Raw genomic sequence first — 19,067 nt, 5'->3', positions numbered from 1 at the left:
ATAATAGCCAATACTTTCTTGATACTTTATAGTATATAATTTTACTTTACTTTTATAAACATAAGTTCTATAATGATTTCAATATTAAATTTTTAAATAGGAGAGACAAAAATACAATGTCAAAAATCATTAATAAATTAACCTTGTTAGCTTCACTGTCTATGATGGCTTTCTTGCCACTGACTAGTATTGAAGCTGCTATAACAACTTTCGATATTTCATCAGTCGCCAATCAACCCCTTATTGGAGATCCTTACACCGGCACACAAGGTGTAGATTTTTTTGATGACTTTTTGACAAACTTTTCAGGTACGTTTCCTATTAGCACTGGTCTTCTAGGTCAGTCAATAAATTCTGAAAGTGGATTTGATACAATGTTCGTGATTCCTCAAGCTCCTGTTAACTGCACTAGATATCTCAATAAAGCAACCTTACAAATAGCTGTAGTTGAGCCAATAAACATAATGTTTGGGTTTGCTATTGGCTTAAGCGAAGATGCAGGCGTCAGTATTAGCGATACTGGGACTTTCTCGTCAAACTTATTTGAGGGAGTGTTTGCTAATGGATTTGGGGTTGGGGAAATCACATCAACCGATGGAACTATTACCGCTACTCAAACATTTGATACACCAGTATTAGTTACTGAAGATTCGCGCTATCTACTGGCAGTGGAAGATTCAATATCAGAATTTGACGTTGAATATTCCATTGTTAATGTCACCTTCAACGTCACCGATGACTGTAATGACAACCAACTACCAGTGGCTAACCCTGATACTGCTCAAGTCAGTACAGGTCAATCAATCACTATCGATGTTTTAGCAAATGACAATGACCTTGATAATGATAGCTTAGTTGTTACATCAGTAATGATCAGCTCGGGAGATACCATGGGTACCTTGATCATTAATGATGATGGTACTATTACCTACCAACCAAGTGATGGCTTCACTGGTACAACTGTAATCGAATACACCATAGATGATGGTAATGGTGGTCTAACTACTTCGACACTAACTATCAATGTTCTAGGCGTATCTGATACTAATACCAAAGATGTTACTATTGCCCAAGTATCAACCCTACCCAAGGCTGGTATACCGGTAGCCTTGTTCTCAGTAATAGCAAGTGCGATTATTCTTTCTGTTTACAAGCTTCGAAAGAATAGCTAGGAGCTTCCACCTAACATTACCAGTAGAGTCTTTTGTCATACCCAGAACCGCAGATTCTCTCCTGCCCTCTTCTTTCTGAATTTAGAAAAATCCGGAATACTGGATCTCAGGTCTTACCCTCCGGGCAACCCAAAGATGACGTAGAGGGTGTCATCCTCCGAAACCCTAAGGGTTTACGGGGGATCCACACCTACTGAGATTTTCTATTAGGATTATGCGAAAAATAAGCGATGGATACTAAATAGTGACTTGATGAATAGAAAATCTATTACAAGTCAGAGAGTTGATCGATCTGAGCTTTGAGCTTATTAATATTTTGCTGAACCCTTGCAAGGTCTTGCCTGGTCTCTGCCACCTTCTCCTCTGGGGCTTTATCAATATATGACTTATTCTTTAGCCTAGACTCCAAATTCTGCTCTGCTTGTAATTCACGACTAAGCTTGGCTTTCAATTTCTGATCAAGGTATTTTGCCTGACTAAGCTCTAGTAATAACCCTAAATTACTTGAGACTGATTTCAGAATAACTGGATTATCCGGACGCTTATCACTACTTCTTGTCAAAAACTTTATCAATTCCCTATAATCTACCCAGTCAGAGTTTTCAAAATCAATAACTAGCCCAGAATCATCCAATTCGGCGTTAATCGAACGAACTTCCTCAACTATGGCTTTAACTTGATTGAAATCTATGGCTTTAGTGGCAAGATGGTTAGTCCAGATATCTGGCCAATTAGCACTGATTAATAAACCTTGACCTTCAAGCTCCTGCCATATTGCCTCTGTGATAAATGGAGCAAGAGGATGAAGAAGCTTCAGATATTCGAGTAAAATAGCTCTCGCCAAGACTGGGTTGGGTTCGACCTTAGAAGCTTCAATATACCAATCTGCAAAATCATCCCATAGAAAACTTTCAAGACTTTGACCAACTATTGATAGATTGTGAGACTCAAAACCAGCATCAACCTCTTTAATAAGTTGATTAAGTCGCTCAACAATATAATGATCATGCGAACTACTTATAACAAGTTTCTGATCTAGATCAATCTGGCTTGATTCTACATATCTAGCAACATTCCAAAGTTTATTACAAAAATTACGGTGTTTAGCAATCTTCTCAAGATAAATCTTACTATCACTACCTGGACTCATCCCAACCAACATAGCTAATCTAAGGGCATCCGCACCATACTCTGGCACAATCTCCAATGGGTCAATGATTGTTGCTGGATCTGACTTACTCATCTTTTTGCCAGATTTAGTCCGCACTAAGCCATGCAAATAAACTTTCTTGAAAGGTACTTGACCTGTAGCATAGGTAGTCATCAGAATCATTCTTGCTACCCAGAAGAAGATGATATCATACCCAGTCTCCAGTAAGGAAACTGGATGAAACCTTTGATAATCTTGGCTCCTATCTAGTAATTGCTCTAGTGACAATTTGGGATCTTGAGCAAGCTTATCGTCAATCAATGTACTCCAACTCCAAAGACCAGAACTAAACCAAGTATCCAAAGTATCAGGATCCTGCTCCCACTGACCTTGGCCATCATGCTCGGGTGGCAATAAACCAACATAAACTTCTTGATCCCGATACCAGACTGGAATCTGATGTCCCCACCATATCTGACGAGAAATACACCAGTCCTTGAGATTATCAATCCAGGCAAAATATGTCTTGTCAAAATACCCAGGAATTATCTCGATAGAATGATCCCTGACGACCTCCTGCATCACTTGCTTGAGACTGAGTTTTTGACCCTTCCAATCAACAGCCTTGCGATTGACATCGATAAACCATTGCAAACGAATCTGAGGCTCAATCACGCCCTTGTTACGAGAATTGATAGCAATATTATGTTGATAATCTGGATCAATCTTTACCAGAAGCCCTTTACTATCTAATATTTCAACTACCTTTTCTCTAGCTTCCAAGATTGTCATTCCCCGACAATCACCAGCAACCCCAAGCATCTTCCCATCAAAATCAATTATTTGCTCCTTGTCTAAATCATGTCTATTAGCAATCTCGAAATCTAGAGCGTCATGCCAGGGTGTAATTGTCATAGCACCGGTACCAAAATCCATGTCAATTGCATCATCTTTGATTACTGTTGCTGTAATTTTTCCACCTACCCAGTCAACTTCTAACTCTTGTCGATGTTGAAAACCTTGATATCTAGGATCATCCGGATGAACTACTACATATTTATCACCAAATTTTGTTTCGGGACGAGCGGTTGAAATCGTAAACGGACCAAATTTGAGATAATACAGATTGGTTTTCTCTAGCTTATACTCTACTTCATCATCTGAAACATTAGTCATCAGATTGGGATCCCAGTTGACTATCCGATGCCCCCTATAGATTAAGCCATCTTGATACATCTTGACAAACATTCTACTGACCAACTGGTTCATCCCTGGCTCAAAAGTATATCTTTCCCTAGACCAATCACAACTGGCACCCATCAATTTGACTTGTTCCTTAATTGTATCTCTACTATTCTCAACAAAAGTCTTTGTTCGAGAAACAAAAGCTTCCCTGCCAATCTGATATTTATTGGTACCCTCTTCAAGAAGCTGTTTCTCAATCACAGCATTAGTAGCCAGCCCAGCATGATCTGTACCAGGAATCCAGAGCGTAGGTCTACCCTTCATCCTATTAAATCTAACTAAAGAATCTTGGATGGCAAGCATCATACAGTGTCCGATATGCAATACTCCAGTGGCATTAGGTGGTGGCATTGGGATTGAAAATGGCCTACCTGAATTATTACTCGGCTTAAATGCACCAGACTGATCCCACTGCCTATAGATTTTTTGCTCATAATCTTGAGCTTTGTAGACCTTATTTAACATAACAACTAGTATATCAGGATAAGTAGCTACTAGCCAATATTGAATAAATCGGGTATCATATATCTTGGTTGCGGGTGTTGTATAAAGGCTATTATATCAGCCTTCCAAGCTGAGGATACGGGTTCGATTCCCGTCACCCGCTCCAAGAATATTACAGCCAGATCTATTGAGCCTTCTGATCAGCAATCAACCAAAGTTTTAAGTTGCTATCATACTTAAAATAAAAAACACTTGATTGAATGGAGCTATACTGGTCAACTTCTCCTGGAAATGCATAAAACATCTTAAACCCTGCTAGATATTGATCTCCTTCTTTTTCAATATAATCTATGCCAAATCTCTCGGGTACTTGATATTTTCTAGATCCTTTGATCATTTGATCAAAATCAATTTTCTTAGCCATTTGATCTGTATAATACGCCTTGACTACTGATACTTCAGCATCAATCCAGGCCTCCAAGATTGTTGTAGCTGTTTCTCTAATAGTCTCAATATTTTGATCTTCTTGTTCGCTCTCTACATCCGTAATATCAACCTGTTTGCTCAAAGCTTCCTTGCCTTGATCAAAAATTAAATCAAAATCCCAAATTTTTTCCGATAACTGACCCTGGATAATTTCAAAATCACCCGCCAGTTCTAAGCTTCGATTTTTTGCATCTTCGCGGAGAATATTAAGCTCTGAAAAATCTTGGCTCTTCAATAATGCTAGATTGGTTGCCATTGCCTCCATTTGTCTAGTATATTTCCAAAAGATTTCTAAAAAATCTCGATAATTAATCAACAAATTTTGGTCGACCAACTTTCCTCGATCTTCTTGCAAACTAAGCTTCTGTGAATCTACTAATTGGTGGTACTTAGTGAAATGTTGCCCTATTGCCGGATAATCAAAATTACTAAGTGACTGGTCAAGATCTTCGGTCAATTGATCTGAGCCATTGATCAAACTCTGCCAATCACGTGCAACTTCTTGACTCAATTGGTTAGTATTTTGTGCGTAAATATAATAAATGCTAGCAATCACAGCAAAAGCCAAGCCTACCATCAAAGACCAGACTATCCCAGCTAAATATTTTTTCATCTAATAAAAGTCAGGCTAGTTAGATTGATTATAACCACTAGTGTTAAGATTAAAATTAAATTTGTAGCCAGTAATAAGTATTGAGTCAACTTCTTGCTAGTATCTGAATTCAAAACGAGTAACACATTTGCAATTATGCAAAATAGACCGAATGCTGGTAGATAAAATATCTGATGCCATGCACCTAGATTATCAACTTTGAGATAAGAATTGAAGCCCAAAGGTATATCAATAGCACTTGGTCTAATTCTTAAAAAGGCTAGAATTAACATCAACGCAAAAACAATAAGTCCACTAATTAGCAAGCTCAAACTAACCTTATCGACAAACAACCTGACAAAGGCGTTCTTGATATTACTAGCAAGATTGTTTATCAAAAAATTATTCTCCTGATTCTGGGGATTGATCTGAGTTACTATCTGAATCTTGGGTAGATTCAGATTTTTTATCAAAATTGATAACCAACTCCAAGTTGTAATCCTCTCTAGCTTGTTCCATCCAACTTTCAAAACTGACTGCTTTGATCAAGATATGGGATACCCTAATCTTATCGTCACTTTTATCGTTGACTTTGATAATATGAAATCCATATTCAGTTTCAACTATCCCACTAGTCTGATCTTTGTCCAGGGCAAAGGCTGCATCTTCAAAGCTCTTTACGGTAACTCCTTTTTCTATCACCCCAAGATCTCCTCCATTTTCAGCACTACTGTCTTCGGAATACTGCTTGGCTAATTCTGCAAAGTCTTCACCAGCCTGAACCTTCGATAAAACCTCTTCTGCTCGTACTCTAGCCTGATCTTTTAATCCCTGATCTTCTGATAGTGTCTTAGCTAATTTTTCCTCAAGTAAACCTTTCTTTAAGATATTTTCCTGCCATTCTTCTACTGACCAGCCAAAATAATCTCTAATAAAACTCTTAGCTTGCTCTTCTCCCCCAGAATTCTCAACCAGTTGACTATATCTATCTTGGATTTCTTGATCTGTAACATCAATATTCCTCTTCTTAGCCTCTGCATCCAAAATCAGACGATCTCCCAGATTGTCTAGAATCTCTGATTTTAGCTGCAAATAATCCTCTTCACTGATTTCGGCAGTATTCCCTTGTCTCTCTCTAACGATTTTCTCGCCTTGTTTTGTAGCCTCTAAATAATAAAGATATTGATCATATCCTGCTGAATTTGTGCTAAGCCAGGGGAAAACCTTCGAGTCAATTGTTACTACCGGATAATGCACTATTCGACTGACCCTATATACCAATTTATTTTCAGACTTAAAGCCATAAATTGCTACACCTACACCCACCAATAGTAATATTATCAATCCGACAATTACTCCTAATCCAGCTATCAAATGCTTTCTAACAAAGTTGATTCTAGATTTAGACTTAACCCTACTTAGTTTGTCTTGAAAATTAATCTTACTACTTATTGATGAAAGCCTTTTTTCTTTTACTGAAACTGAACTAACACTTTTTGGTTTTGTCGGGGTATCTATCTTCTTATTACTCATGGTTATAATTATAGCATGTAAAGAATAAAATATAGCAGACTAAAATTATATAAACAATTTGCTCCTAGCTCTAATCTTGAGATCTTGTTACAACTGGCTAATTAAGCGCATCAGAATATTTTGTAAATCCTGTGGCTTCATAATTGATTTAAAATAAAAGATTTCATTGCTAAACGTAGCTACTACCTCAATATCACCATATCCAAGCAAACTAGCAACTAACCCCCTCTGGGCAAAATTGACATTCTGAATATTCTTAAGTTGTATTTGACGAATCTCTCTATTAAACAACCCTTTTTGCTCTATACTCAATACCTGATAGTTAGTCACCAAAACATAGCTATAATACCATCCAATCAGCCCTCTCAAAAATATCAATCCAGTCGGTATCAAGATTAAATATTCTAATGTATATTTAGTATATAGTTGGATCAAAATAGCCATGATTAAACCAAAGAAAAACCCATAGAATGGCCATCGTAATTTCAAAGGATAATGTCTATATAAGGCAAGTCCCACCTCATCTTGATGTAAAAAATAATGGGGTAAGTCTTTATTTAGATTTAGTTTTTGCTTCATGCACAATTTTATCTAATATTTTGGGATTTGCTTCTAAGAATTCTTTAGCGGCCTGTGCGCCCTGTCCAATTTTGTCTTCACCATAACTATACCAGGAGCCTGATTTTTTAATCAACCCAAGCTCCAATCCAATATCTAATGCCTCGCCACTTCTAGATATCCCTTGATTGAACATAATATCAAACTCAGCAATCTTAAATGGGGGAGCAATTTTGTTTTTTATAACCTTGACTTTAACTCTATTACCTACCTGTTCTTGTTCCTTGGTTAGCCTCTCAGTCCTACGGATATCAAGTCTAACTGAAGCATAAAATTTCAAAGCCTGACCTCCTGGTGTGGTTTCAGGATTGCCAAACATTACACCAATCTTGTGACGCAATTGATTAATAAATATCACAGTCGTATTGGACTTAGAAATGATCCCGGTCAACTTTCTTAAAGCTTGAGACATCAGTCTAGCTTGCAACCCAACGTGACTATCCCCCATCAAGCCATCAATCTCTGCTTTTGGTACTAAGGCTGCTACAGAATCGACCACTACAATATCAACTGCTGCTGAACGAACTAGTGTCTCGCATATTTCCAAAGCTTGCTCCCCATTGTCAGGCTGGGAGATCAAAAGCTCATCAAGCTTGACACCGATCTTGCTTGCATATTCTGGATCCAGAGCGTGTTCTGCATCAATAAAAGCTGCTGTCCCACCTGCCTTTTGTACTTCAGCAACTGCATGCAATGACAAAGTAGTCTTACCACTTGATTCTGGACCATATATTTCTATTATTCTACCTTTTGGTAAACCACCGCCAAGCGCTTCATCTAAGTTTAGACTGCCCGTGGAAAAAGTCTCTACCTGGACCTTCTGTCCTTGGCCAAAGCGCATAATCGCTCCTGAGCCAAACTGTCTTTCAATCTGCTCAAGCGCCATATCAATTGCTTTTGACTTGGCTGGATCTTTTGTGTTACTCATAATTCCTCCTGGTTAATATAGATTATTATCCACTATTGTATTATAAATACGAATATAGAGCAAACATTAGCATTGTCTACTCTTGCTGACCAAACTCAGTATCTCTAGTAAAGACCAAATCTCGCTTGACCTCACCTGCCGCTCCAAGCTCTCCTATCTGATAATCTTTAACCTTATCATTGGTCAAGGTCAATTGTGTACTTTTAGCATTTCCAGTAGTAAGTGTGATTTGTTCCTTGGCCTGAAATTCTTGCTCAACCCCAGCAAGTAACGTACCACGGAACACCTCTATACCATCTGCAATAACTACCAACCATGTGGCACTATTTTCAATCTTTAGATCCAGAGTAACCCCAGTCGAACTAGTTTCTTCCTCTTCGGTTTGCTGCTCTTGCTCAGTCACCTTGAATATTTTCGGTGCATCTACAATGATAGTAACCTCTTTATCAGTCTGTTTACCCAAACGGTTTCTTGCTGAGACTACCAGCTGATTATAGCCCTCAGCCAAAGTAATCACCTCGCTAAAGCTCCCATCTTGATTACTCAAAACTGGTGAATCATTAATGAACACATCACTATCGCTATCCGCATTACCACTCAGCTCAAATATCCGTTGATTAATAGTAATTACTTGATCAATATTATCTAGCTCAATCTCTGGACTAGAAAGCAAGACTCGCAACTGAATTGTCAGGAATATCATAATCGCCCCAAATATAGAAGTAAGAACAATGAATAGAAATGTTTTTGGCGTAAATATCAATCTTTTGTCATTGATAGGTCTTACTGAAAAGATACTTGATTCTAGTAATGAACTCCTATTCTGATCAAATTTGATATCAGATTCTACCCCAAGTAATCTTGCATAATTATAAACCAGACCTGACCAATAAACATCGAGATTGTAGTCTCCTGATTCAATCTTTTCTAGAATAGATACCCTGATCTTTGTAGCTTTCTCAGCTTGGGTCAAGCTCATCTTTCTTTTAGTTCGAGCAGATTTAAGAGTTGCCCCTAAATCTATTAGATTGGGTGGTGTCTTATCAATACTCATCAATTTCTGATTCTTGGTCTTCTAAATTTGAGAGCTGATTGGCTTGATCAACTGAGTCAACCAAAACCTCTCTAGATCTCTGCCCATCTTGAGGAGCGATAATACCATTTTCTTCCATCATATCAAGAAGTCTTGAAGCCCTCTGAAAACCAACCCTCAATCGCCTCTGAAGCATTGAAGCTGAAGCGTTACCTGAGCTGATTACTACCTCAAGGGCATCTTGATATAAATCATCTTGATCCTCTCCCCCTCCAAAACTAGCTGAGCTTTTGTTGCCCAATTTTGCAGCTTGGGCAAGAATCTCTTGATCATAGCTAGGAGGTCTTTGTTCTCTTAAGAAATTTGTCACACTACTGACCTCTTTCTCACTGAGAAACACTCCCTGAACCCGCCTTGGCTTAAGAAAATCTGGAGTGACCAGTAATAAATCCCCTTTACCAAGTAATTTCTCAGCCCCAGCTTGATCAATAATTGTTCTAGAATCAATCTGTGATGTAGTAGACAGGGCAATCCGTGCTGGAAAGTTGGCTTTAATAAGGCCGGTAATTACATCGACACTTGGCCTCTGGGTAGCTAAAACTAAGTGAATGCCAACTGCCCTTGCCATTTGAGCCAACCTGACAATTAGTCCTTCTACTTCATTAGCTGCCACTGCCATCAGATCTGCCAATTCATCGATTACAATCACAATATAGGGCATATTATCCTGATCCTCGATCTCATTATATTCATCAATGTTACGTTTTCTATGGCTAGACAATGTGCGATAACGCCTATCCATCTCTGCTACAGCCCAACGCAGTGCTGAAACTGTTTTTTCTGGTTCCACTATTACTGGTGTCAGTAGATGGGGGATATCATTATAGAGAGTCATTTCTACTCTTTTTGGATCTACTAAGATCAATTTTAGTTGGTTGGGAGAATTGCGATAGAGCATGCTAATGATTAAGGAGTTAACTGTTACTGACTTCCCCGAGCCAGTCGCTCCGGCAATTAAAAGATGGGGCATCTTAGCAAGATTTGCCGTTACTACTTCCCCATTGACATCTCTACCAATTACAAAACTTAGTGGATCTGAGTTGGATTGCATTGATTTTGCAAAAAGACTATCTCTCATCCTGACAACTGCTGGACGCTTGTTAGGCATCTCCACCCCGACTAAGCTCTTACCGGGGATTGGAGCTTCTATTCGAATTGGGTGAGCTGCTAGAGCCAGGGCTAAATTATGATCAAGTGTAGTCAATTTGACCAAACGAACTCCTGGGGGTGGTTTTAAGCTATATTGACTAACAGTTGGTCCAATATTAACTCCATGCATTTCAACTGCAATATTAAAATCCGCAAATGTATTCTTGATAGTCTTGGCATTTTCTTTGACATCGCCTGCGTCTGGCTTGGTCGTAGTAGCTTCAAGAAACTCAGGATTTGGAGCTTGCCAATCTGGGTCACTTTCAAGAACCAGAGCAGAGAGAGGTTTGCTTTGCTTAACTGATTCTTGTTCTTTACTAGCCGACTTCTTATCCCCACTGGCATCGATTGTCCCCCTAATCGCTAGACGATTGAGGTCTTGGGCTAGATCTTGTGATTTTGTATCCTTACTTAGCTGTTGATCCTGATTTTTATCATCAACCACCTTTTGATTTCCAAATAAATCTTTAATACTTTTATCAGATGCTAAGATTAACCCAATTAATCCAATAATCACCATCAATAACAAGCTTAGCGGCTTACCAATCAACCCAACCAATATACTGTCTAACGCCCAACCGATCAACCCCCCATAGGATTTGATTACCTCAATCCCAAACTGTTTATCCTCAGACAGAATCCCAAATATACCTGCTAGGCTAACCAGTACTATAAATAAAGCAACAAACCGAAACTTTTTCGGGAAATCCTCTAGTCGAAATAATTGATAGGCATAGATTAACAGTGTCAGGATAAAGACATAGACTGCTGAGCCAAAAATTACCTTAAACCCTGACAAGATTGCCTCCCCCAATCCTCCTGCTAGATTAAAACTAGCAGCTAACAGCATAATTGCCAAGAACCCAATTATAACAGCGAATATCTCGTATTTGATTGGGTTAAAGGTAAGCTCTTTTGTCTTAACTTCCTTGGGTTTTTTCTTAGTTTTGCTTTGTTTCTTCGCCATTGTTTAAAAATTCCTCCACAGTAATTGTAATAATTGACGCTAGTGGTACCGCAAATATTACCCCAACAAACCCCAGAAGCTTTGCCCCAACTAGCAAGGCAAATAGCACGGTCAAAGGTGGTAAGCCCAAAGCTTTCCTCATCACAAAGGGGACTATCAGGTTATTCTCTAGTTGTTGCAGAATAATATAATACAGTGCTACCAGAATTGCCTGAACTGGTGAGGTCACCAGTGCTACCAAGCTAGCGATTACACCTGCGATTATAGGCCCTATGATTGGAATAGCTTCAGTCATGCCAGCAATCACCGCCAAGGTAAAGGCACTTTCTACCCCAATAAACCTCAATCCCAGATAACTAAAGCCAAAAATCACAAATGACAAGACAATCTGACCTCTTAGCCAATAATTAAGCTTTTGGCTAATCTTATCACCAACCTTGATTAATCGATCACGAATTGGCCAGTCTTTTACTACTCGATCATAACTAGCACCAATAGTGCTACTGCCTAGTAATAAATATACTATAAAAACAATGATGGTAATAAACTGAGCCAATCCATTGACCAGCGTTCCAACCGACCCACTAATCTGGCCTTCTAGCTGGCTGGCATAGTGCCCGATTCTCTCAATATTAATCTCTTGAATTATATTATTGGGTAACCCTATGTTTGTTAATAAATCTTTGAATTGAGTCGCAATAGTTGGACCCTGATTGACAATCTCACCAATTTGACTTGCAATAATGGGGATTACCAAACCAATCAAGGTGATTAATAGGGCTACTAATATGGCAAAAACGATCAAAACGGCTAAAGGTCTTGGGATTTTGCGTTTGGTCATCATCTGAACGATTGGGTTAAGAGCTACTGCTACTATCACACTGACAAGCAGAGGGATTAAGACCGACTTGAGATTCCAGATTACCACAATCCCGACTAGAACCCCAATCACCTGAATAATTGAGGGGATAGAAAAACTAACCTTGATCTCTTTCACTAAAATCTTCCTCTGATTGTCCCTTAATCCCAACTGATTTATGGTACAAGCCAAGCTCATCAATCAACACAATCTTCTTAGAATCCAGAATATCTGTCAAAAATCGATCATTAAGGTTACGACGATAATCAAAATCTTCTATCCTCATAGCTGTATAATTTAATTCACGGTTCATATCTTGCTCTAGTACTTCTACTGCATTAGTCAATTGAGTTTTGTTGAGATCTCCGACCACAAAAATATCAATCATCTGTCTGGATCCTCTGACGAAAGACCCACTTAGAAATAGCAACTTAACATTACCAGTCTTACGAATCAAACGAGTAATTTTCTCTTCTTCCTTATTGAGATTATCATCAGTAGCGTCTGCCTGATCCAAATTTTGAAAAATTTGCTCAAATTGTTTAAAGAACTTGAATCCTGGATCTACTTCGTAATACAAACGATTCGAGCGAGAGACTGACTTGAGAATACCGATTGATAGAAGGTTTTGCAATTCACGCCTAACTGAATTGATTTGCTCATCAATCTTTCTTGTGATCTCTCTGACATAATATGGACGATCGACATTATTATAAAATAGGGTTAGGAGTTTTACTCTTGTTTTGGAGCCAAATAATTGATCTAGCATACGCATATTATATCAGGAATTTTGAAGTTTGCGAATACATTTTTAGCTCAATAGACTCGCTTCTCGAGCCTTGATTGAAGCCTGATAAAGAGCTGAGCTGGTATTGGTCTGCAAATCTCTATCAAGAGCCCTGCCAAGTAACCAATCTGCAACCTGGATATTCTTGGGTAAAAATGGTCCATGCATGTAGGTGCCTATTAAATTACTATAGATTATACCTTCACTTGTTGCTGAATCATTATTACCATAACCCATAATAGTCTCGCCCAAGGCTTGCTTAGGATCTTCTAAGATTGTGTTTCCACTATGATTTTCAAATCCAATCAACTGCCCAAACTCTTGTGACCTCACTAATAAATTACCAATTTTGCGCTTACTACCGACTAGTGTCCTAACTGGCAAGATTTCAAGTCCATTAAGTTTTTCACCATTGGCGAGCTCGATACTCTTGCCAAACATTTGATATCCTCCGCAAATCAAGAGACCAGCAATATTATTTCTGAAAGCTTGCCCAAACTGATCCTGGTTACTCAGCAGATCATTTGCTATAAGATCCTGTCCTTTGTCTTGACCCCCACCAAAGAATAGTAGTTGGTAGGAACTAATATCCAGATGATCACCCAGCGTATAATAATCAGTAGTGAGATCAATACCATAATCCTGCGCTCTAGCTTCCAAAAACATAACATTTCCCCTATCACCGTAGGTATTCATGACTTCGGGATAAAGATAAAGCAATCTAATCTTCATTGCAAAACCCCAAATAAATCTTGCATAGCCGTATAATTTGGGACTAGAAGAATCTGATCATCAGTATCCGTACCTTCCAAGATTGATTGTTTACTAAGTGTTGGTAATAAACTAGGCCTTAACCCAGATACTGTTAGCCTCAATGCTAGATCTTCAAATCTAACGCCTCCAGCGTAGAGATTAATATCCGGCTTGATCCTTTCAAAGCCACAATCATAAAGCCAAGATATGTCTTGCCCATCAGCTACTCTGTCATTAACTAGAATCACTACCTTTTGATATATCCCAGAATTAATCAGATAATAAATCACTTGATTCATCCCGACTGGGTTTTTGGCTAGAGCAATTGTTAGTTTTCTACCCTCAAGCTTCAGCTTCTGACTTCTACCCTGTGCTGGCTGAAAGTTTGGCAAAAAATCTCGATATGATTGCTGATCAAAACCCAAAATATTGATCAAGCTATAGCTAGCTAAAATATTATAGTAATTATATATTCCTATTAAATTAGTCTTAAAAGCCCGGTCATTAATAGCAAACTCACCCAAGTCAAGATCAACATTATTGAGGTTATAATCCAGTTTTGGCCGAATTAGTCTCTGACTATCGGTATAATATTCTCCCAGGTGACCCAAATAGCGATTGTGATATTTGATCCTTTCTCCGCTAGACTGCTCATAAGGCATATCAGATAAATAAGTTTCTGAAACAATCTCTTTATCCGGAAAACCAAAGCCATAATTAATCCTATCCGACTCTGTATTCAAATTAAAGAATAAGGGATCATCGGCATTGATAATTAATTGAGATTTTAGACCCCGAATAGCATCTCCAATCTTGCCTGCCAATATATCGATCTCTCCATAACGATCCAGTTGATCCCGACTCAAATTGATTAATACTAAATAATCTGGGTCTAATGTGATAACTATCCTAGCTAACTCCGCTTCATCGATCTCAATCACTAAATAATCTTGCTTAAGGTTTGCTTGCCAATCTGATCCTAAGATTAAACTGGTTAATATTCCTCTCTCCAGGTTGGAGCCAGTGTCATTGGTGATGATACTCTTGCCTTGCGAGATCAAGAAGTCAGCAATTAGCTTGGTAGTGGTAGTCTTACCATTAGTACCAGATACCAAGATAATCTGACCTTGATAACCAACTAAAATGTCAGCTAATAATTGATGATCTAGCTTATAACCAATTAATCCAGGTAATGTACTAGCTTGATATCCAAATAGGCGAGAGAGCTTAGCTACTAGCTTAACGGTCCAGACAATAATAATTATCTTGAGTCTATACATTGATAAGATCTCCAAGACGCTCAGATATTTGTTGGTCATCAAGATTCCAATCAATCTCTGGAGTCCGCTTAAACCAGGTCATTTGGCGCTTAGCAAGACTTAAATTATCAGCTACAATCAACCTCCTTGTTTCAGTAATATTATTCAATCCTAGCAAATAATCCCTAATCCTGTTGGCAACAATTGATCTTAATGCTATACAATCTGCACCGTGTTTTCTAATCACACCTTCTATCTCCTTAAGCAATCCAGCTTCTAGCATCTGATCTAGTCGCTTGATAATTCTTGACTTTAACTCGGGCTTTGGATAGCATAATCCAAAAATCTCTACTTGATATTTTAATTCTTTTCTATCTTGATCGCCTTCTTGATCAGAAAATTGATAATCATAAATTACCGAGTCAAAATATAGCCCACTACCCCCAACTAATACTGGTATTTGTTTTTGACCAAGTTGACCTAAGATATCCTTAACGGCTTGCTGATATTGATAGACTGTATAACCTTGATTAACATCCAAGATATCAACCATTCGGTGTTGGTACTGATTCAGCCAAGTCTGATCTGGCTTGGCACTGGCAATATTCAGGTCTTTATACAATGTCCGAGAATCTGCCAGAATAATGATTGGTTCTTGCCCCCTACTAATCAAATAATCTGCTATCTGGTAACTAAGAGCTGTTTTACCTGATCCAGTTTGTCCCACGACACCAATGATCTTTTTTGCCTGCATTAACTAGATTTTAGCACAAATACACTAGCGATAGGCTCGGAAATCTTGTATCATACGAAGTATAAGCATAAAAAATTAATAAAAGTGAGAAAGAATGATTAAAAAATCAAAAATCAAAACCCTTATAAGTATGTTTTCTATTGTGTTAATTGTCAGCTTAATAGGAATTGTCCTCAAGCCCAATCCAGCTAATGCCCTTAACTTTGCTACCAATTGCTATGATATGACTACTGGTGGTCAGATTACTTTCAATAGAATTTCCTCAGATATGTTCTACATCGATGAAGACACAAGTCCTTTACTCCAAAATGGCTATGTGGCTTATAGTGTCACAACAGATAGTTCAACATCTTATAATGATGTTTGGATTCGTTATAACAATACTGATAATCCAAATCTAGATATCGCTAGTACCGAAGATGGTTATTACCACATAGGTCCGATGTCTGCTGGTGAGACAAAATTCGTTTACCTCTATATGCAAGCTGTTCCGACTAGCTACACTTACATTACCCTAGACCTAATAGATGGCTACCCTTATGTCGGTGCCCTTGCCAATACGCGTTGTAGCGCTGTTGACAATATCTTTGACGGAGCAGCCGATACTATCCAGGCCAACGCCAATAAGGTTACTTCCGTCAGTGTCACTCCACCTACTCTAGGTGGAGATTTCTCAATCGTTGTCAAAGGGCAAACAGGAATCATCGGGGCAAGCGACACCTTATCATTCACTCCTGCTGCTCTTGCTTCTTGGCTACCAGATGAGTTCACCCTCAAGGATGTTCAAATCGTGATGACTGGTGCCAATAATATCACTATAGATGATGCCTTGACTTACCAAGCTGCCAACCCTGGTCATACCTATTATACTGCTACCTATACATTCTCCACTAGTGGTACCACTAGTAGTAATACGCCAATCGGACCGATTGCCTATATAGCTAGTGGACAACAGACAAAACATACTGCAATAGATGATGACTACTTCCCAATTATCCCTCCGGTACCTCCTGCAAGCAATAAAATATTACTGACCAAATCAGCCTACCCCAGTAGCTCCAATTCTGGTGGTACTGTCACCTACACACTGACCTTAGCCAATACTAGCTCTACTGAGGTGATTGTAGACTCAATCAAAGATATACTTCCCACCTCTCCAGCTACACCAAGCTATATCAGTGGCTCAAGTATCTGGGATAATACCAATACTGCTGACCCTTTGGTCAATGGTTCTGATCGAATCTGGAGTGGACCATTTGCCATACCTGCTGGTCAATCCAAGTCCCTAAGCTTTGATGTTAGCTTTCCAAATATTCCTGGCACCTATACCAACCGAGCTGTTGCCTATGTCGGGACTACTCAAATAGACCAGACCCTTGATACTTCAGACAATAGTCCATCTGTGGCAATCTACGGGGTTACTAACCCAGGAGTACCAAACCTCTCTTCAAGTACCAAAAAGGTGACCGACATCAATGGTGGTGACCTCAAGCCTGGAGACACCTTGAACTACCAAATTGAGATCAAGAATACTGGTTCTATCAATGCTTCACTCATCAAGGTCGTGGATGATATTAGTAACTTTACTGAAAATATCACAAATGTTACCTTGATCAACTGTGGAATACCGATCAATCTTTCAACCTCAAGCCAAATTAATCTAACCAATATCTCTGTTGCAACTAATATGAGCTGTATCATTGGCTTTGACGTCAATGTCAAAACTACTGCAAATAATGATGATACTATAATCAATACTGCTACCATTAGCCCCGCCATTGAAGGAGGTACTGGCGGAGAAGCTAGTTCAGAACCAATGGTAGTCAAACTTTATCCAAGTCTAACTGTAACAAAAACTAGTAATGCTATCGACGGTATTGTCTTGCCTGGTCAAACAGTAGAATACACCGTGAGTATTGTTAATGCTGGAGAAATTACTGCAACCGGTGTAGATCTAACAGATACTCCTGGAGGGGCTATCCAGACTAACACCTATCCCGATCCAGCTGATCCGGCCATTACCCTACCCTACACAGCTACTATTAGTAACCTGACAAACTGTGGACCCGATTATGCGGTTAGCCCGAGATCCAACCTTGTCCAAGTAGCAAACCTTACAATCGAAACTAATTCTCCATGCCAAATTACCTACAGTATTACCGTTGATCCAAATGCTACTGGAGGACAGGTCATCACTAATTCAGTAGATATTGGACAAGCAAACGAAGAAGGCAATGACCCTACACCCGTTGGAGCAGATAAGCTACTAGTAGATATTCAAGGACCCAATTTGGCTACTAGTACCAAAAGTGTCGAAGATCTCAATGCAGGACTAATCAGTCCCGGTGATAATTTGCGTTATACTATTACTTTGATCAATACTGGCGAAGCTACTGCTAACGGAGTTCGAATAACAGACACCATACCTGAAGCCACTGAAAATATTAGTAATTTAAGCTATGAAAATTGTGGTAATCCGATAGATAGCTCAAGCTCAGATTACCTTGATCTATCAGATATACAGGTTGTCCTGGGTCTTAATTGCATAATAAGCTTCGAAGTAAGTATCAAGGGTAATGCTAGCAATGGAGAAAGTATTGGTAATAGTGCCTTGATCTCAGTACCTAATCAACCCGACCAGACCATCTCTACACCTGATTTGCCAGAACTGAAGGTTACCTTAGCTACTAATATCAATAAGCCCGTATCAACCCCAATTAGTAAACTGGTTCCTACAGGTAAATCCCTAATACTTGCTATTATATATGGCCTTTTTATTACTGGAGCTGTAATATTGCTAAGAAAGAAGCTTGGGGCTAATACTCAGTCTTAGGGATTCACCCTTCAAACCCTAGACCTACTTCATCATTCTCCGAAACCCTGACCTCTTTGTCTCATCATTCTCCGATTGTCCTTAGGATCCTCTTGTGTCATCCTCCGAAACCCTCCCTCGTATTGTCATCCTCCGACTGTCCGCAGGACAATACGGGGGATCCACTTCTACTGACATCTGGATAGTCTTTTGATGCAAAATACTGGATATCCCATAAATCCCTGCGGGATTTTGGAATATGACGGGGCGGGGATCATCCTCCGAAACCCTCCCCCGTATTGTCATCCTCCGATTGCCCGAAGGACAATACGGGGGATCCACCCCTTCAGTAAGGTCTTCTGTTAGTTAGCAGTCTGGTTAGTCTCCCCAAGCTAAGGACTTACTCCTAAGTAACCTTCCTAGCTCAAGCCGTATCCTTTAGTCCAAAACAGTTATTCTCCTTCAT

15 protein-coding genes and 1 tRNA gene are annotated in these 19,067 nt (G+C 39.1%); 3 read left to right on the top strand and 13 right to left on the bottom strand.

Translation table 11 applies throughout. From position 1 onward, the window contains the following. The first annotated feature begins 116 nt into the window (after positions 1-116). On the top strand, positions 117-1,172 hold the full coding sequence (locus KA531_02735; protein MBP6005791.1) for a cadherin-like domain-containing protein: 1,056 nt from the start codon (positions 117-119) through the stop codon (positions 1,170-1,172). 268 nt (positions 1,173-1,440) lie between these two features. Here the strand turns inward: KA531_02735 and KA531_02730 are convergent, their stop codons facing one another. Further along, positions 1,441-4,032, bottom strand: a complete 2,592-nt coding sequence (locus KA531_02730; protein MBP6005790.1) for a valine--tRNA ligase — start codon at positions 4,030-4,032, stop codon at positions 1,441-1,443. A gap of 70 nt (positions 4,033-4,102) precedes the next feature. Here KA531_02730 and KA531_02725 point away from each other — a divergent pair. After that, positions 4,103-4,177, top strand: a tRNA-Gly gene (locus tag KA531_02725). 18 nt (positions 4,178-4,195) lie between these two features. Here KA531_02725 and KA531_02720 read toward each other — a convergent pair. From KA531_02720 to KA531_02665, 12 genes are all read right to left on the bottom strand, one after another. Beyond that, positions 4,196-5,110 carry a hypothetical protein gene (locus KA531_02720; protein ID MBP6005789.1) on the bottom strand — a complete coding sequence of 305 codons (915 nt, stop codon included), beginning with the start codon at positions 5,108-5,110 and terminating at the stop codon, positions 4,196-4,198. After that, positions 5,107-5,562, bottom strand: coding sequence for a hypothetical protein (locus tag KA531_02715; protein MBP6005788.1), 456 nt, complete (start codon positions 5,560-5,562; stop codon positions 5,107-5,109). Before KA531_02715 ends, KA531_02720 begins: the two co-directional genes overlap by 4 nt. Continuing rightward, on the bottom strand, positions 5,492-6,622 hold the full coding sequence (locus KA531_02710) for a peptidylprolyl isomerase (protein MBP6005787.1): 1,131 nt from the start codon (positions 6,620-6,622) through the stop codon (positions 5,492-5,494). The genes KA531_02715 and KA531_02710 overlap by 71 nt, the downstream gene beginning before the upstream one ends. Positions 6,623-6,709: 87 nt before the next feature. After that, positions 6,710-7,201, bottom strand: a complete 492-nt coding sequence (locus tag KA531_02705; protein MBP6005786.1) for a PH domain-containing protein — start codon at positions 7,199-7,201, stop codon at positions 6,710-6,712. Then, the gene (gene recA, locus KA531_02700; protein ID MBP6005785.1) at positions 7,176-8,168 is read right to left on the bottom strand and encodes a recombinase RecA; all 993 of its coding nucleotides are present in this window, start codon (positions 8,166-8,168) and stop codon (positions 7,176-7,178) included. Before recA ends, KA531_02705 begins: the two co-directional genes overlap by 26 nt. 76 nt (positions 8,169-8,244) lie before the next feature. Then, entirely contained in the window at positions 8,245-9,222 is a 978-nt protein-coding gene (locus tag KA531_02695) for a DUF4115 domain-containing protein (GenBank protein MBP6005784.1), read from the bottom strand. Next, entirely contained in the window at positions 9,212-11,377 is a 2,166-nt protein-coding gene (locus tag KA531_02690; GenBank protein ID MBP6005783.1) for a DNA translocase FtsK, read from the bottom strand. Before KA531_02690 ends, KA531_02695 begins: the two co-directional genes overlap by 11 nt. After that, a complete protein-coding gene (locus KA531_02685; GenBank protein MBP6005782.1) occupies positions 11,352-12,374 on the bottom strand; it encodes an AI-2E family transporter in 1,023 nt (340 codons plus the stop codon). Before KA531_02685 ends, KA531_02690 begins: the two co-directional genes overlap by 26 nt. Beyond that, complete coding sequence (locus KA531_02680; GenBank protein MBP6005781.1) at positions 12,355-13,005, bottom strand: transcriptional regulator; 651 nt, start codon at positions 13,003-13,005, stop codon at positions 12,355-12,357. The genes KA531_02685 and KA531_02680 overlap by 20 nt, the downstream gene beginning before the upstream one ends. Positions 13,006-13,047: 42 nt before the next feature. Then, positions 13,048-13,755 (bottom strand): glutamine amidotransferase, encoded by a 708-nt coding sequence (locus KA531_02675; protein MBP6005780.1) that lies wholly within the window; start codon positions 13,753-13,755, stop codon positions 13,048-13,050. Then, positions 13,752-15,056 (bottom strand): DUF1727 domain-containing protein, encoded by a 1,305-nt coding sequence (locus tag KA531_02670; GenBank protein MBP6005779.1) that lies wholly within the window; start codon positions 15,054-15,056, stop codon positions 13,752-13,754. The genes KA531_02675 and KA531_02670 overlap by 4 nt, the downstream gene beginning before the upstream one ends. Beyond that, positions 15,049-15,789, bottom strand: coding sequence for a DEAD/DEAH box helicase family protein (locus KA531_02665; protein ID MBP6005778.1), 741 nt, complete (start codon positions 15,787-15,789; stop codon positions 15,049-15,051). Before KA531_02665 ends, KA531_02670 begins: the two co-directional genes overlap by 8 nt. A gap of 94 nt (positions 15,790-15,883) precedes the next feature. Here KA531_02665 and KA531_02660 point away from each other — a divergent pair, with 94 nt between their 5' ends. After that, a complete protein-coding gene (locus KA531_02660) occupies positions 15,884-18,622 on the top strand; it encodes a DUF11 domain-containing protein (protein MBP6005777.1) in 2,739 nt (912 codons plus the stop codon). Positions 18,623-19,067: the final 445 nt, after the last annotated feature.

The sequence above is a fragment of the Candidatus Saccharibacteria bacterium genome (assembly GCA_017983775.1).
Lineage (GTDB): Bacteria > Patescibacteriota > Saccharimonadia > JAGOAT01 > JAGOAT01 > JAGOAT01.
The sequence above is the reverse complement of the archived record's forward strand: the minus strand, read 5'-3'. Positions and strand labels throughout refer to the sequence as shown.

Excerpts from the sequence above, each read along its gene's own strand:
- KA531_02735 (MBP6005791.1), top strand. The coding sequence starts at position 117 with ATGTCAAAAATCATTAATAAATTAACCTTGTTAGCTTCACTGTCTATG.
- KA531_02730 (MBP6005790.1), bottom strand. The coding sequence starts at position 4,032 with ATGTTAAATAAGGTCTACAAAGCTCAAGATTATGAGCAAAAAATCTAT.
- KA531_02720 (MBP6005789.1), bottom strand. The coding sequence starts at position 5,110 with ATGAAAAAATATTTAGCTGGGATAGTCTGGTCTTTGATGGTAGGCTTG.
- KA531_02710 (MBP6005787.1), bottom strand. The coding sequence starts at position 6,622 with ATGAGTAATAAGAAGATAGATACCCCGACAAAACCAAAAAGTGTTAGT.
- KA531_02705 (MBP6005786.1), bottom strand. The coding sequence starts at position 7,201 with ATGAAGCAAAAACTAAATCTAAATAAAGACTTACCCCATTATTTTTTA.
- recA (MBP6005785.1), bottom strand. The coding sequence starts at position 8,168 with ATGAGTAACACAAAAGATCCAGCCAAGTCAAAAGCAATTGATATGGCG.
- KA531_02695 (MBP6005784.1), bottom strand. The coding sequence starts at position 9,222 with ATGAGTATTGATAAGACACCACCCAATCTAATAGATTTAGGGGCAACT.
- KA531_02690 (MBP6005783.1), bottom strand. The coding sequence starts at position 11,377 with ATGGCGAAGAAACAAAGCAAAACTAAGAAAAAACCCAAGGAAGTTAAG.
- KA531_02680 (MBP6005781.1), bottom strand. The coding sequence starts at position 13,005 with ATGCTAGATCAATTATTTGGCTCCAAAACAAGAGTAAAACTCCTAACC.
- KA531_02675 (MBP6005780.1), bottom strand. The coding sequence starts at position 13,755 with ATGAAGATTAGATTGCTTTATCTTTATCCCGAAGTCATGAATACCTAC.
- KA531_02670 (MBP6005779.1), bottom strand. The coding sequence starts at position 15,056 with ATGTATAGACTCAAGATAATTATTATTGTCTGGACCGTTAAGCTAGTA.
- KA531_02665 (MBP6005778.1), bottom strand. The coding sequence starts at position 15,789 with ATGCAGGCAAAAAAGATCATTGGTGTCGTGGGACAAACTGGATCAGGT.
- KA531_02660 (MBP6005777.1), top strand. The coding sequence starts at position 15,884 with ATGATTAAAAAATCAAAAATCAAAACCCTTATAAGTATGTTTTCTATT.